At 63.2% G+C, this 14,104-nt stretch carries 14 protein-coding genes; 9 read left to right on the top strand and 5 right to left on the bottom strand.

From position 1 onward, the window contains the following. The 5 genes from VK804_RS23450 to VK804_RS23430 all read left to right on the top strand — a co-directional run. A partial coding sequence (locus tag VK804_RS23450) for a hybrid sensor histidine kinase/response regulator (RefSeq protein ID WP_325374654.1) occupies positions 1–2,077 on the top strand: 2,077 nt, incomplete at its 5' end. Between the two features lie 11 nt (positions 2,078–2,088). Then, positions 2,089–2,559, top strand: a complete 471-nt coding sequence (locus tag VK804_RS23445; protein WP_325374652.1) for a chemotaxis protein CheW — start codon at positions 2,089–2,091, stop codon at positions 2,557–2,559. A 71-nt stretch (positions 2,560–2,630) separates the two neighbouring features. Continuing rightward, positions 2,631–2,996 carry a response regulator gene (locus VK804_RS23440; protein ID WP_215605172.1) on the top strand — a complete coding sequence of 122 codons (366 nt, stop codon included), beginning with the start codon at positions 2,631–2,633 and terminating at the stop codon, positions 2,994–2,996. Between the two features lie 82 nt (positions 2,997–3,078). After that, a complete protein-coding gene (locus VK804_RS23435; RefSeq protein ID WP_325374647.1) occupies positions 3,079–4,248 on the top strand; it encodes a chemotaxis response regulator protein-glutamate methylesterase in 1,170 nt (389 codons plus the stop codon). Continuing rightward, positions 4,245–5,105 (top strand): protein-glutamate O-methyltransferase CheR, encoded by an 861-nt coding sequence (locus tag VK804_RS23430; protein WP_325374645.1) that lies wholly within the window; start codon positions 4,245–4,247, stop codon positions 5,103–5,105. The genes VK804_RS23435 and VK804_RS23430 overlap by 4 nt, the downstream gene beginning before the upstream one ends. A 13-nt stretch (positions 5,106–5,118) precedes the next feature. Here VK804_RS23430 and VK804_RS23425 read toward each other — a convergent pair whose 3' ends face one another. The 5 genes from VK804_RS23425 to ctrA all read right to left on the bottom strand — a co-directional run bounded on the left by VK804_RS23425 (position 5,119) and on the right by ctrA (position 10,224). Further along, the gene (locus VK804_RS23425) at positions 5,119–6,276 is read right to left on the bottom strand and encodes a glutathionylspermidine synthase family protein (protein ID WP_325374643.1); all 1,158 of its coding nucleotides are present in this window, start codon (positions 6,274–6,276) and stop codon (positions 5,119–5,121) included. 9 nt (positions 6,277–6,285) lie between these two features. Then, positions 6,286–6,507: a hypothetical protein gene (locus VK804_RS23420; RefSeq protein WP_325374641.1), complete on the bottom strand. Its 222-nt coding sequence runs from the start codon at positions 6,505–6,507 to the stop codon at positions 6,286–6,288. A gap of 139 nt (positions 6,508–6,646) precedes the next feature. Continuing rightward, a complete protein-coding gene (locus tag VK804_RS23415; RefSeq protein ID WP_325374639.1) occupies positions 6,647–8,638 on the bottom strand; it encodes an AI-2E family transporter in 1,992 nt (663 codons plus the stop codon). 132 nt (positions 8,639–8,770) lie between these two features. Then, the gene (locus tag VK804_RS23410; protein WP_325374637.1) at positions 8,771–9,289 is read right to left on the bottom strand and encodes a hypothetical protein; all 519 of its coding nucleotides are present in this window, start codon (positions 9,287–9,289) and stop codon (positions 8,771–8,773) included. A gap of 233 nt (positions 9,290–9,522) precedes the next feature. Further along, entirely contained in the window at positions 9,523–10,224 is a 702-nt protein-coding gene (gene ctrA / locus VK804_RS23405; protein WP_325374635.1) for a response regulator transcription factor CtrA, read from the bottom strand. A gap of 366 nt (positions 10,225–10,590) precedes the next feature. On the opposite strand from ctrA, the gene fliI reads away from it, so the two are divergent. From fliI to VK804_RS23385, 4 genes are all read left to right on the top strand, one after another. Then, a complete protein-coding gene (gene fliI / locus VK804_RS23400; protein WP_325374633.1) occupies positions 10,591–11,916 on the top strand; it encodes a flagellar protein export ATPase FliI in 1,326 nt (441 codons plus the stop codon). A gap of 109 nt (positions 11,917–12,025) precedes the next feature. Then, complete coding sequence (gene fliJ, locus VK804_RS23395) at positions 12,026–12,448, top strand: flagellar export protein FliJ (RefSeq protein WP_325374631.1); 423 nt, start codon at positions 12,026–12,028, stop codon at positions 12,446–12,448. Between the two features lie 201 nt (positions 12,449–12,649). Continuing rightward, entirely contained in the window at positions 12,650–13,195 is a 546-nt protein-coding gene (locus VK804_RS23390) for a sigma-70 family RNA polymerase sigma factor (RefSeq protein ID WP_325374629.1), read from the top strand. Positions 13,196–13,228: 33 nt separating this feature from the next. Further along, a complete protein-coding gene (locus VK804_RS23385; RefSeq protein ID WP_414642836.1) occupies positions 13,229–14,101 on the top strand; it encodes an anti-sigma factor in 873 nt (290 codons plus the stop codon). The last annotated feature ends 3 nt before the right edge of the window (positions 14,102–14,104 follow it).

The following is a 14,104-nucleotide window of genomic DNA, read 5'->3' as shown; positions in this document are numbered from 1 at the left end:
CCCCGAGGAGGAGCCGGCCAAGGCGTCCGCCGTGGCGGATGCGAACATCCGGGTCGGCGTCGGGCTGCTCGACAAACTCATGGATCTGGTCGGGGAACTCGTGTTGACGCGGAATCAGATCCTCCAGTTCAACGCGGAGCGCGAGGATGCCGCCCTCAACGCGACTTCCCAGCGGCTGAATCTGATCACTACCGAGTTGCAGGAAGGCGTCATGAAGACGCGAATGCAGCCGATCGGCAATGCCTGGCAGAAGCTGCCGCGCATCGTGCGCGACCTCTCGGGCGAACTCGGCAAGCAGATCGAGCTCGAGATGCACGGGGCCGACACCGAGCTCGACCGCCAGGTGCTCGACCTGATCAAGGATCCCCTGACCCACATGGTGCGCAACTCCGCCGACCACGGCCTGGAGACGCCGGCCGAGCGGGCGGCCAACGGCAAGCCCGAGCAGGGCACCATCAGACTGTCGGCCTATCACGAAGGCGGCCACATCATCATCTGCATCGCCGACAACGGAAGAGGCCTCAACACCGAGAAGATCAAGGCCAAGGCGATCTCCTCAGGTCTCGTCAACGAGGCCGATCTGGAGAAGATGACCGAAGCCCAGATCCACAAGTTCATCTTCGCGCCGGGCTTCTCGACGGCGGCCGCCGTCACCTCGGTGTCCGGCCGCGGCGTCGGCATGGACGTGGTGCGCACCAATATCGACCAGATCGGCGGCACCATCGACGTCAAGTCGGTGGCCGGCGAAGGCTCCAGCGTTACCATCAAGATCCCGCTGACCTTGGCCATCGTCTCCGCTTTGATCGTGGAAGCCGCCGGCGACCGCTTTGCCATTCCCCAGCTCTCGGTGGTCGAACTGGTGCGGGCTCGCGCCAATTCCGAGCACCGCATCGAGCGCATCAAGGACACCGCGGTATTGCGCTTGCGCAACAAGCTACTGCCGCTGATGCACCTCAAGAAGCTCCTGAAGATCGACGACGGCTCCTCCTCCGATCCGGAGAACGGTTTCATCGTGGTGACGCAAGTCGGCAGCCAGACCTTCGGCATCGTGGTCGACGGCGTGTTTCACACCGAAGAAATCGTGGTCAAGCCGATGTCCACCAAACTGCGCCACATCGACATGTTCTCCGGCAATACCATCCTGGGCGACGGCGCCGTGATCATGATCATCGACCCCAACGGCATTGCCAGGGCGCTCGGCGCCGCGGGCTCGGCCTCCCATGAGATAGCCGACGAGAACGCCGCTTCGCGTGCATCCGCCGCGGAGCAGCTGACCTCGCTATTGGTGTTCCGCGCCGGCACCAACCAGCCCAAGGCGGTGCCGCTCGGCCTCGTCACCCGGCTGGAGGAATTGCCGACCGACAAGATCGAGCTCTCCAACGGTCGCTACATGGTGCAGTACCGCGAGCAATTGATGCCGCTGGTGCAGATGGCCGGCGTCAGCGTCCAGACCTCGGGCTCGCAGCCGATCCTGGTGTTCGCCGACGACCGCCGTTCGATGGGGCTGGTGGTCGACGAGATCATCGACATCGTCGAGGAGCGGCTCAACATCGAGGTTGGCGGCTCGGAAGCCGGCATTTTGGGCTCCGCCGTGATCAAGGGCCAGGCCACCGAGGTGATCGACGTCGGCCACTTCCTGCCGATGGCGTTCCCCGACTGGTTCACCCGCAAGGAGATGACGCCGTCGGCTTCGGCGCAGTCGATCCTCCTGGTCGACGATAGCGCGTTCTTCCGCAACATGCTGGCGCCGGTCTTGAAGGCCGCGGGCTACAAGGTCCGGGTTGCCCCCAACGCCCAGGAGGGCCTCACCGTGTTGCGCTCGGGACAGGTCTTCGACGTGGTCCTGACCGACATCGAAATGCCCGACATGAACGGCTTTGAGTTCGCGGAAGTCATCCGGGCGGACGCGCATCTGAGTTCGCTGCCGATCATCGCGCTGTCCTCGATGGTGTCGCCGGCGGCGATTGAGCGCGGCAGGCAAGCTGGGTTCTACGATTACGTCGCCAAGTTCGACCGTCCCGGCCTGATAGCGGCGCTGAAGGAACAGACTGCCGAAGTCCATCGGGCGGCGGCATAGGGGACCGGAGCATGACCAGCAAAATCAATCCGAGTGAAGGCACCGTCGCCGAATACGTCACCGCGATGATCGGCGGCCAATTGTTCGGGCTGCCGATCTCCCGCGTGCAGGACGTGTTCATGCCGGAGCGGCTGACCCGGGTGCCGCTGTCGCCGGCGGAGATCGCGGGCGTGCTCAATCTGCGTGGCCGCATCGTCACCGTGGTCGACATGCGCGCCCGCCTCGGCTTGCCCAAAAACGACGACGGCAAGCCGCCGATGGCGGTCGGCGTCGACCTGCGCGGCGAATCCTATGGGCTCTTGATCGACCAGATCGGCGAAGTGCTGCGGCTGCCCGATAACGGTCGCGAGGACAACCCCGTCAACCTCGATCCCCGCATGGCCAAGCTCGCCGGCGGCGTCCACCGTCTCGACGGCCAGCTCATGGTCGTCCTCGACGTCGATCGCGTCCTCGAAATCGTGCCCGACATGCTGGCGGCATAAGGCCGGCGGCGGGCAGTACCACTGTTGGAATCGAAACGTCCCGTCAGGGATTAGAAGAAGTAGAGGCTGAAATGAGAACATGTCTCGTAGTGGATGATTCGAGCGTCATCAGAAAAGTCGCAAGGCGCATCCTGGAAGGGCTCGACTTCCAGATCATCGAGGCCGAGGACGGCGAGAAGGCGCTGGAAGTCTGCAAGCGCGGATTGCCGGACGCCATCCTGCTGGACTGGAACATGCCGATCATGGACGGCTACGAGTTCCTCGGCAATCTGCGCCGCATGCCCGGCGGCGACGCGCCCAAGGTCGTGTTCTGCACCACCGAGAACGACGTCGCGCATATCGCGCGCGCGCTGCATGCGGGCGCCAACGAATACATCATGAAGCCGTTCGACAAGGACATCGTGACCGCGAAGTTCCAGGAAGTCGGTCTGATCTGATCTGTCTGTCTTCGATCCGGCGGCTGAATGCCTTCGGCGTTATCGTCTCAAGTATGCCGTTTTCAGCCTGACCCGGTGAGTGATGAGTGTGACGTTGACAAGTTCCTCCGCCCTGCCGAGCTCGACTCGACAGGAGCCGCTGCGGGTGATGGTGGTCGACGATTCGGTCGTGATCCGGGGGCTGATCTCGCGCTGGGTCGAGGCCGAACCGGACATGGTGGTCGCGGCATCGCTGCGCACCGGGCTTGACGCCGTCAACCAGCTCGAGCGCGTCAATCCCGACGTCGCCGTGCTCGACATCGAAATGCCCGAACTCGACGGCATCTCCGCGCTGCCCCAGCTGTTGGCGAAGAAGCGCAACCTCATCATCATCATGGCCTCGACGTTGACCCGCCGCAACGCCGAGATCAGCTTCAAGGCGCTCTCGCTCGGCGCCTCGGACTACATTCCGAAGCCCGAAAGCACCCGCGAAGCCGGCGCCGCCGAAATCTTTCACCACGACCTGATCCAGAAGATCCGCAACCTCGGCGCCAAGGTCCGCCGCCCCGCGCCGGTTTCGTCGCCGCCGCTGGCGCCCGCGCTCACTTCGCAGCGTGAGCCGTCGCACCGGCCGCAACTGGCCGCGGTTGCACAACCGCAGCTGATGCGCCGTGCCTTCAGCACCCAGGCGCCGCGCGCGCTGGTGATCGGCTCCTCGACCGGCGGCCCGCAGGCGTTGATGACGCTGGTCACCGACATCGGTCCGGTGATCGACCGCTTCCCGGTGCTGATCACCCAGCATATGCCGCCGACCTTCACCACCATCCTCGCCGAGCATCTGGCGCGCTCGAGCCGCCGGCCGGCGCACGAGGCCGTCGATGGCGAGATCGTCAAGGCCGGCCGGATCTATCTCGCGCCGGGCGGCCGCCACATGCGCGTCGTCCGCCATGGCACTGATGCCGCGATCGCGCTCGACGACGGGCCGCCGGTCAATTTCTGCAAGCCCGCGGTCGATCCCCTGTTCGCTTCCGCGATCGACATCTGGCAGGCCGGCGTTCTGGCGGTGGTGCTGACCGGCATGGGTTCCGACGGCATGCGCAGCGGCAAGGAGATCGTCGCCGCCGGCGGCAGCGTGATCGCCCAGGACGAAGCCTCGAGCGTGGTGTGGGGAATGCCGGGTGCGGCCGCCAATGCCGGCATTTGCGCCGCGATCCTGCCGCTCAACCAGATCGCGCCGAAACTGGTCCGGCTGTTCGCGGGAGATCGCTCGTGACGCCGCTGGACTACGAGTTTCTGCGCAAGTTCCTGAAGGAGCGTTCCGGCCTCGACCTGTCCGCCGACAAGCAATATCTGGTCGAAAGCCGGCTGATCCCGCTGGCGCGAAAATCGGGACTGCCGGGGATCGCCGAGCTGGTGGCGAAGATCAAGTCCGGCGCCGAGGCGTTGATGTCGGAGGTGGTCGAGGCGATGACCACCAACGAGACTTTTTTCTTCCGCGACAAGATTCCGTTCGATCATCTGCGGGAGACGATCTTCCCGGCGCTGGTGCAGGCGCGCGCCGGCCGGCGCTCGCTGCGGATCTGGTGCGCGGCCTCTTCCACCGGACAGGAGCCGTATTCGATCGCGATGTGCGTGAAGCAATTCACCGGCCTTTCCGGCTGGCGCGTCGAAATCGTCGCCACCGACCTGTCGCAGGAAGTGCTGGAGAAATCCAAGGCCGGAATCTACAGCCAGTTCGAGGTGCAGCGCGGCCTGCCGATCCAGATGCTGGTCAAGCATTTCACGCAAATCGGCGAGCTGTGGCAGCTCAACGCCGATATCCGCGGCATGGTGCAGCACCGGCAGCTCAATCTGCTGCAGGACTTTTCCCATCTCGGGACCTTTGACGTGATCTTCTGCCGCAACGTCCTGATCTATTTCGACCAGGACACCAAGGTCGGGATCTTCGATCGTTTGGCGCGGCTGCTCGATACCGACGGCGTGCTGTTGCTCGGCGCCGCCGAATCCGTGGTCGGGATCACCGACGCCTTCAAACCCTATCCGGAGAAGCGCGGGCTGTACCGGCTGAATGCCGATCGGGGCCGCTCCGGCATGACGCCGACGCTGAAAGCCGTGGCTTCGGCGCGCTGAAGCAAAAGCGCTTTCAAAGGATCGCGTGCGGCAAAAACCGTGACGTGTTGCCGGTGACCGGATTTTCGTCCTCGCGGATCGACAGCCCGCAGGGCGCGTGATCGACCAGCCAGCTGCCGATCACCGGATACTGGTTCGAAAAATTCGGCAGCGGTGCCAGCGCCTGGCGAATGAAACCCTCGGCGCCATAGGGCCCTTCCTGCTGCACGATCGTGGTGCCGCCGCTGACCAGGGTGACATTGGCGCCTTCGCGCGAATAAAGCGGCTTGCGCACGAACGAGGTACCGAGGCTGGCCGCGTTCGGGTCATCCTCGAAATAGGCCGGCAGCAGATTGGGATGGTTCGGAAACATCTCCCACAGCAGCGGAAGAATGCCCTTGTTGGAGAGGATCGCCTTCCATGGCGGCTCGATCCAGCGCGTCGGCGCCCTGGCGAGCCGGCTGCCGAACTCGTCGTGAAACATCCACTCCCAGGGATAGAGCTTGAAGGCGAGTTCGATGTCGCGGTTGTCGAGATCGACGAAGCCGCCGTCGTCGCGCCATCCGATGTGTTCGATGTCGATGGACGTCGTCCCCAGGCCGGCCTGCCTTGCGGTATCTTCGAGATAGGCCAGCGTGCCGGCGTCTTCGGTGCTTTCGATCATCCCCGCGAGATGAAGGTGCCGTTCGCTGCCAAACTTTTTCCACGCTTCGATCAGGCGCTCATGGATGGAATTGAACTGGTCGGCGTGCGGCGGGATGATGTGCCGTTCGATCGCCTGCTCCAGCCAGGTCCATTGAAACACCGCCGCCTCGAAGATCGAGGTCGGGGTATCGGCATTGTATTCCAGCAGTTTCGCCGGTCCCCGTCCGTCGAAGGCGAGATCGAGCCGGCCGTAGAGGCTGCCTTCGTCGCTATTCCAGCTTTCGGAGATCAGTGGCCAGAACGCTTGCGGTATCTTCAGGCGGCGCAGGATTTCTTCGTCGCCGATCGCGCGGCCGGCAAGCTCGAGACACATGGCGTCGATTTCGCCGGTAGGTCCCTCGATTCCGCGCTCGATCTGGTCCAGCGTGAAGGCATAATAGGCGCGCTCGTCCCAATAACGCTCGCCGTCAAGGGTATGAAAATCGAAGCCCGCGCCTTCGGCGGTCTGGCGCCAATCGTCGCGCTCGGGACAGGCGATGCGCTGCATGGACGGCTGCTAGCCGCCTCCGTGAGGATGTCCGCCATGGCCGTGGCCGCGAAAACCGCGCGGCACGCCGCCGAAGCCGCCATAGATCGCGCGGCAATAGGGCCGACCGTCCGGGCCTGGCACGACGGTGAGGCCGGGGCCGCAACCCTCCCGCGGCACAAAGCCCATGGAGACCGCGCCCACGGCTGCAGTCCCCATCATGGTCAGAACGACGCGGCGCGAACGTTTCATGGTTTTCAGTCCCTGCGCGATTCGGGGAGTTTCCTGCAACGACCAGTCTCCATCATTTGGAGGCAGCGAGGCAAGCGAAAGCCGGTCATTTCACAGCATCGTGCGGCGTTCGCCGCCTCGCACCGACCTGGAATTTTCGCTACGCGACTCCAGAGGAGCCAGCAACGATATCAGGCTCCTGATTGATTTCCTGCACGCCTGCGCTCGTTCGGCAAATCATCATGGCCTCACGCAGGCTCCCCGCCACCAGGTCGGCCTTGGCGGTCTCCCGCAACGCTTCCAGGGAATCCTTGTCGATATCCTCGGCCCAACAGCCGAGCAGGATGGTGGCCTTGGGCAACCTGCGGCGAAGGCGCCGAACCGAGTACCGCATATGGGCGGGACTGCTCGCGTCGAGGTAAGACAGGCAGACGATTGCGACACCGGTGGTCTCCAGCCGCAGGATATTGGTCGTCGAAAGCGCAACCGCGGGTTCAACCCGGGCAGCCAGACCGTGAGCATTGGAAAGCTGCGCAAACAGCACCGCGGCGGCTTCGTCGAGGAGGGTGCGCCCGGCCAGGCAAAGCACTGGAGCCTCGCCCTGCCAGCTGAGGGGAAGATCGGTTTTTCGAACGACGGGCAAATTGCTGGAGATGGCGGTATCGGGTACGGCTTCAATCGCAGCTGCGGCTTCCGCGTCCATGGTCGGGGACGCTATCTCCGGTATCGAGTCATCCTGGGTGGAAAGGTCGCTGGCAAACTCGGTGACGGCATCGCGAATTTTGGTCATGCGAGCCTGGTCCAGGGTGCCGCGCTTTGCATCGACCTGGGCCAGCTGCAGACCTTTGAGCGCGACCTCGTCAAAATAGGAAGACAGCGATTTTTCCTTCAGGAATTCCTCGGCCTTTCCTGCGGCCTCGGTCGGATCGCCGGCAAGCATCCGTTGATAGAACATTTCCGGCGGTGAAAGAGCGGGCCTGTCACCGAAGATCACATCGAGAAATTCGAGCCGCTCGACATGACGTCCCAGCACGACGAGGCAGACCGTCAATGGCGTTGCCAGCACAAGCCCGATCGGTCCCCACAGCGCCGTCCAGAACGTCGCTGAAACGACGATCGCGACGGGGGAAAGTCCGGTGCTCTGGCCATAGACCAGCGGTTCGATGGCCTGGCTGACGACCGGACCCACACCCAGAAACAGCGCAAGCGTCCAGGCGAGCATCGTCCACCCGGGATCGACAGCCGCGGCTATCGCCAGTGGAAAGGCGGCCGAGATCACCGAGCCAATATAGGGAACGAAGCGCAGGACGGCGGCCAGAATGCCCCACAGGATCGCGCTGGGCACACCGATGAAGGAAAGCCCCAGCCCGATGATCAGGCCAAAGGTCGCGTTGATCATCAATTGAGCAAGGAACAGTCGGCTGAGGCGGGTCGCGGCATCGTCCAGCGCCGCTGTCGTTCGTTGCAGGTCATGAGAGCCCGCGAGCCGTATCAGGCGGTTTCGAAGATCCTCGCGCTGAATCAGGATGAAGATCACGAATATGATGATGATGCCGGTGGTCGCGAGCGGGTTCAGCAACGGTGCAATCAAGCTCCGCAAGTTTTCCAGTGCCCCTGGATCCGGCTGGCGCACTTCAACCGGGACCGGAGTTATCGAACCCGCGGAATTTGAGCCGCCGAGACGGTCGAGGGATCCGCGGGCGGATTTGTCGTCTTTCGGCTTGTCCAGCTCCCTGCTCAGCTCTTGAAGCATGTCGGCCGCGCGTTCCAGTGTGCCACTGCTCGCGGTGGCGCCCCGAACCGACTTGATCTTTTCTCGCATTGTCGATTGATAAACCGGAAGATCGCCAGCCAGCTGGGTCAGCTGATTTGCGATCAAGGTGCCCAATCCGAAAATGACCATGAAGGCCAGAACGACGACGCTTACGACCGCAAAACCTCGTGGAATACGCGCACGCTGCAGCTGTCCGACGAGCGGTGCCAGTACAAAGCTGAGCAAGATTGCCAGGGCAATGGGTACGAAGATGTCGCGACCGAAATACAGCGCGCCAATCAACAGCGCCGCCAGAATGGCGGATGAAACCGCACTCAGCAAGGCAATCAGCTCTTCCGTGGTGCGTCCGTTGTAGATTTTTCGGGCGATCAAACTCATTGCGAATCTCTGAAGAAGGCGGACATGAGTCGATCGACAGCCGGAATCCGGATGTCGCTCAAACCGATCCCAGGGAGAGGAGGCAGGCAAAGGACACAAGCAGTTAGCGGAAATTAGGTTCCGATGCTCAAATCAGCGCGACTGCCAGGAAAGCCGTTGTTGCTTCCGCGAATTCCTCAATTCGAGGATGTAACTGCGAAGGGCACGTCTGGCTACAAGACTGAAGCGCCGCGCCCGTTGCCATCCCCTGAAGGATTCGACCCACTCGCGGGCCTGGCGCACCTTGTCGTAGCACCACGCGAAAGCCGGAATTGACAACAGCTTGGCACGGCTGATGCAGAAAAGACGTTCAATCAGCACGAGCTTGAGAATTTCGCCAATGAGAAGGGCCGTCAGCCCGCCCATGATGTGGCCGGTTGCGGTCAGATAGGCTGCGACAGGCTTGACCGGCTCAAGCGTAACGACCGGCACCATGAACAGTGCGAGCGTGGGGTAGGGCCGCAGCGACACGATCCATGCCCGCAGGCGATCGAAAATCCACAGCCCGGCAAGCCGGCGAGCGAGGGGTCTCGCGACCGTCAAGAAGATGGCGTCCACCAGGAAGTAGATGACGGCAACCAGCAACACCAAGGGTTTGAAGATGCGGTTCACGTTGGTTCTCCAACAAACCAAATCGCGAACCGTCCATAGGTTGCACGGTATCGAGGGACGAATTTGCAGGCGACAAGGGAACTTTTGAGGAAGTGACGCGGATTGGTCACGGGAACCGACGCCCAAACGGGCGTTTATGGCGCAAGCCGTCGCCGCACAAACAAAAACCCCGCCTCGCGGCGGGGTCCAGTCTGGGAGGAGAGAGCCTGACCGGCTCTCGGGTAGAACCTTGATCAGGCGGGAATTCTGTCTTCCACCTCGTGCGGCTCGCGCAGCACATAGCCGCGGCCCCACACGGTCTCGATGAAGTTGCGGCCTTCAGAGGCATTGGCGAGCTTCTTGCGCAGCTTGCAGATGAAGACGTCGATGATCTTCAGCTCCGGCTCGTCCATGCCGCCATAGAGATGGTTGAGGAACATTTCCTTGGTCAGCGTCGTACCCTTGCGGAGCGAGAGCAACTCCAGCATCTGGTATTCCTTGCCCGTCAGGTGCACGCGCTGGCCGCCGACCTCGACCGTCTTGGTGTCGAGATTGACCACGAGATCGCCGGTCTGGATCACCGACTGGGCGTGGCCCTTGGAACGGCGCACGATCGCATGGATGCGGGCGACCAGTTCGTCCTTGTGGAAGGGCTTTGTCATGTAGTCGTCGGCGCCGACGCCGAGACCCTTGACCTTGTCCTCGATGCCGGCAAGGCCGGAGAGGATCAGAATGGGGGTTTTGATCTTGGAGACCCGAAGCTGCTTGAGCACGTCATAGCCGGACATGTCGGGCAAATTGAGGTCGAGAAGGATAATGTCGTAATCGTAAAGCTTACCGAGATCGACGCCTTCTTCCCCGAGATCCGTCGTATAGACGTTAAAACTCTCGGATTTGAGCATCAGCTCAATCGACTGCGCAACGGCGCTGTCATCTTCTATCAGCAGAACGCGCATGCCAGTCCCCTATAGTCGCCGCTCCGGGCGTCAGGTCGGCCGCACTTGCGGCACTCAAAACGCCTTTGCACAACTGATTCGGATCCTGACGACATATGGTTAACAAAATCTGATTCCTCTGTGCAAGGTCTCTGAGTGCAATTTTTGTCGAATCGCTCTAAGACATTGCGTTGAGAGAGGTTTTGCTATCCGTTCCCGTTCAAGTTCCACATTAAGAGTCGGGCCTAACCGACTCCCGCGACTCAGCCTTCCTTCTGAAGGTCGAGCGCTCTCAGTCACCAAAGACAGTGACGTAATGATTAACGATGCGGGTAAACACGAAGTTAAGGGCGGCCTCAAAAATTGCGAAAACTTAAGGTTTTCGCAATGAAAGCGCTCGCCGAGCAGATCGGCGACATCGACGGCGTCAATATCTACGGCCGCGTGGTCGGCGTGCGCGGGCTGATGGTCGAGATCGCGGGCCCCATTCATGCGATGTCGGTCGGCGCCCGCATCGTGATCGAGACCGGCGGCAATCGTTTCATCCCCTCCGAGGTGATCGGCTTTTCCGGCAGCAACGCCGTGGTGATGCCGTTCGCCGGCCTCGAAGGCGTGCGGCGCGGCTGCCGCGCCGTGATCGCCAATGCTGCGAGCCAGGTGCGGCCGTCACCGCACTGGCTCGGCCGCGTGCTCAACGCCATGGCCGAGCCGATCGACGGCAAGGGGCCGCTGCCGCAAGGACCGTCGCCGATCCCCTATCGCAATGCGCCGCCGCCGGCGCATTCGCGCAAGCGCGTCGGCGCCCCGCTCGATCTCGGCGTGCGCAGCCTCAATACGTTCCTGACCTGCTGCCGCGGCCAGCGGCTCGGCATCTTCGCCGGCTCCGGCGTCGGCAAATCGGTGCTGCTGTCGATGCTGGCGCGCAATGTCGACGCCGACATCACGGTGATCGGCCTGGTCGGCGAACGCGGCCGCGAGGTGCAGGAATTCCTGCAGGACGACCTCGGCGATGAAGGCCTGGCGCGCTCGGTGGTGGTGGTGGCGACGTCGGATGAGCCGGCCCTGATGCGGCGGCAGGCGGCTTATCTGACGCTGGCGATTGCCGAACATTTTCGCGACGAGAACAAGGACGTGCTGTGCCTGATGGACTCGGTGACGCGCTTTGCCATGTCGCAGCGCGAGATCGGCCTGTCGGCGGGCGAGCCGCCGACCGCCAAGGGCTACACCCCGACGGTGTTCACCGAGCTGCCAAGACTTTTGGAGCGCGCCGGCCCCGGCATCGGGGTCGGCACCATCACCGGCATCTTCACGGTGCTGGTCGACGGCGACGACCACAATGAGCCGATCGCGGACGCGGTCCGCGGCATCCTGGACGGCCATATCGTGATGCAGCGCTCGATCGCCGAACGCGGGCGTTATCCGGCCATCAACATCCTCAGATCGATCTCCCGCACCATGCCGAAATCGGCCGATCCGGCCTATCTGCCCGTCATCACCCGGGCCCGCCAGGTGATGGCGACCTATGCCGACATGGAGGAGCTGATCCGGCTCGGGGCCTATCGGGCCGGTTCCAGCCCCGAGGTCGACGAGGCGATCAGCCTGCACGAGCCGCTCGAGGGTTTTCTGCGCCAGGCCAAGGACGAGGTCACCGGGTTGACGCAGGGATACCAGCAACTTGAGCAAATCCTTCAGGGTTTGGAAACGGAACGCTAACTTTGTCAGGCCATCATCCGCGCCACACAACTAGCGATACCGGTGGGGCCCCCGAGGGGTACCGGTCCTGTCCCGCGTTCAAATCGGGACTTCTGGGGAGTATGAGTCGATGAAGTCACGTGAAACGCTGATCCGCCTGAAGAAATTTCAGGTCGACGAAAAGCGCCGCAGGGTCGCCCAGATCGAGGGCATGATCGCCGATTTCCAGCGGATGTCGGTCGACCTCGAGCGCGAAATCCAGTCGGAGCAGGAGCGCGCCGGGATCAACGACCCCTCGCATTTCGCCTATCCGACCTACGCCAAGGCCGCAATCCAGCGGCGGGAGAATCTGACCCGCTCCGCCGACGAACTGCGGATCCAGCTCGAAGACGCCAAGAGCCTGTTGAGCGAGGCGTTCGAGGAGCTCAAGAAGGTCGAGCTGCTCGACGAGCGCGACCAGGCCCGCGAACGCGCCGAGGAAGGCGCCCGCGAACAGGCCGATCTCGACAGCATCGGCTTGATGCGCGCCCGCATCGGGGCTGTGGTGGCCTGACCGCCTTTCGTCGCCGGTTTTGCCGGACATCAGTCGAGAAACCCGGGCCGCCAGGCCCGGGTTTTTTTATTGGCCAAAAGTCCACAGGCAGGCTCCGGTGACTTGGTGGCCCGCATTGCCGCAGGATATGATACGACTGGCCGGAAATGGTACCTGGCTGCGTAGACAAGGCGATGGGCATCGCGATTTTGGGGGCACTGAATGCTGACGCCAGCTGAGCTGGTCTGGCTGATCGCCGCGGTTGCCAAGGGGGACGAGGCCGCTTTCGAGCGGCTTTACGCCGCCACGCGGGCGAAACTCTTCGGCGTGGTGCTCCGTATCTTGCGCCGACAGGATCTCGCCGAGGAGGTGATTCAGGAGGCTTACGTCAAGATCTGGAACAGCGCCGGGCAGTTCAATCCCGCGCTCGCCTCGCCGATCACGTGGATGGCGTCGATAGCCCGCAACCGGGCGATCGACGTCGTGCGCAAGAAGGGCGAGCTCTCGATCGAAGAGGAGCCGACGGCCATGGAAGTGGCCGCCGACAGTCCGGATCCGCTGGCGCGCCGGGAGATGACCGAAGAATTGAAGCGGTTGCTCGAATGCGTCGGCCGGCTGGAGCCGGACCGACAGAAGCTCGTGCTGCTGGCCTATTACAACGGCTGGAGCCGCGAGCAACTGGCCACCAAGTTCGAGACGCCGGTCAATACGATCAAGACCTGGCTGCGCCGCAGCATGATGGATATCCGGGAGTGTCTCGGACTTTAGAGATCCGGGAATTTGGGAGTGTCTGGACTTTAGATGATGGCCTACAGCGAAGACCATATCGCGCTCGCCGCGGAATATGCCCTCGGCACGCTCGACGCCGACGAGCGGGCGCAGGTCGAGAACATGATGTCCATCGACAAGGACTTCACGGCGATGGTGCAGGCGTGGGAGTTCAGGCTCGGCGTGCTGAACCAGATGGTCGGCTCGGTCGAGCCGAGCCCGCAAGTCTGGGATAGGATCAAAACCGCGACGGGACTGTCCGGGCAGCAGGCGCCACTGGTGCTGCCCGAGCCGCCTTCGGCTCCGCCGCCGGCTGTGCCGGAGGTCGTTGCGCCCGTGGCCATTGCCGCCGACAATTCCAACGTGATCCGGTTGTCCGCCCAGGCGCGGCGCTGGCGCAGCGTCGCCGCCGCCACCAGCGCAATCGCAGCCGTGCTGGTGGCCATGATCGGGGTCGGCGCCTGGCAGCCGGATTTGCTGCCCGACGCGCTTCGCCCGAAACCGCGCACCCAGGTGGTCGAGGTCAAGGCGCCGCCGCTGCCAGCGCCGCCATCGGCCCAATATGTCGCGCTGCTGCAGAAGGACGGCGGCTCGCCCGCCTTCATTCTCACGGTCGACGGGACGACCAGGCGATTCACGATCCGCAGGGTCGGTCCCCCCGCAGAGCTCGGCAAGAGCTACGAGCTATGGCTGATCTCCGACAAGCTGCAGCGGCCGCGCTCGCTCGGCGTGGTCGGTAGCGGTGAGTTCACCTCCCGTCCGGTGCTGGCGTCCTACGACGCCGACACCATCAAGGACGCGACCTATGCGGTGACGATCGAGCAGGGCGGTGGCTCGTCCGACGGCAAGCCGACATCACCACCGGTCTATATCGGCAAGCTGATCGAGAGCGTTCCGTCCCGCTGAACC

It is taken from the genome of Bradyrhizobium sp. (assembly GCF_035484855.1).
In the GTDB taxonomy this organism is placed as follows: Bacteria; Pseudomonadota; Alphaproteobacteria; order Rhizobiales; family Xanthobacteraceae; genus Bradyrhizobium.
Note: the sequence above shows the minus strand (reverse complement) of the source record. Positions and strands in the feature narration are given on the sequence as shown.

Excerpts from the sequence above, each read along its gene's own strand:
- VK804_RS23420 (WP_325374641.1), bottom strand. The coding sequence starts at position 6,507 with ATGAAACGTTCGCGCCGCGTCGTTCTGACCATGATGGGGACTGCAGCC.
- fliI (WP_325374633.1), top strand. The coding sequence starts at position 10,591 with ATGAAAGCGCTCGCCGAGCAGATCGGCGACATCGACGGCGTCAATATC.
- VK804_RS23425 (WP_325374643.1), bottom strand. The coding sequence starts at position 6,276 with ATGCAGCGCATCGCCTGTCCCGAGCGCGACGATTGGCGCCAGACCGCC.
- VK804_RS23440 (WP_215605172.1), top strand. The coding sequence starts at position 2,631 with ATGAGAACATGTCTCGTAGTGGATGATTCGAGCGTCATCAGAAAAGTC.
- fliJ (WP_325374631.1), top strand. The coding sequence starts at position 12,026 with ATGAAGTCACGTGAAACGCTGATCCGCCTGAAGAAATTTCAGGTCGAC.
- VK804_RS23435 (WP_325374647.1), top strand. The coding sequence starts at position 3,079 with ATGAGTGTGACGTTGACAAGTTCCTCCGCCCTGCCGAGCTCGACTCGA.
- ctrA (WP_325374635.1), bottom strand. The coding sequence starts at position 10,224 with ATGCGCGTTCTGCTGATAGAAGATGACAGCGCCGTTGCGCAGTCGATT.
- VK804_RS23445 (WP_325374652.1), top strand. The coding sequence starts at position 2,089 with ATGACCAGCAAAATCAATCCGAGTGAAGGCACCGTCGCCGAATACGTC.
- VK804_RS23390 (WP_325374629.1), top strand. The coding sequence starts at position 12,650 with ATGCTGACGCCAGCTGAGCTGGTCTGGCTGATCGCCGCGGTTGCCAAG.
- VK804_RS23385 (WP_414642836.1), top strand. The coding sequence starts at position 13,229 with ATGATGGCCTACAGCGAAGACCATATCGCGCTCGCCGCGGAATATGCC.
- VK804_RS23415 (WP_325374639.1), bottom strand. The coding sequence starts at position 8,638 with ATGAGTTTGATCGCCCGAAAAATCTACAACGGACGCACCACGGAAGAG.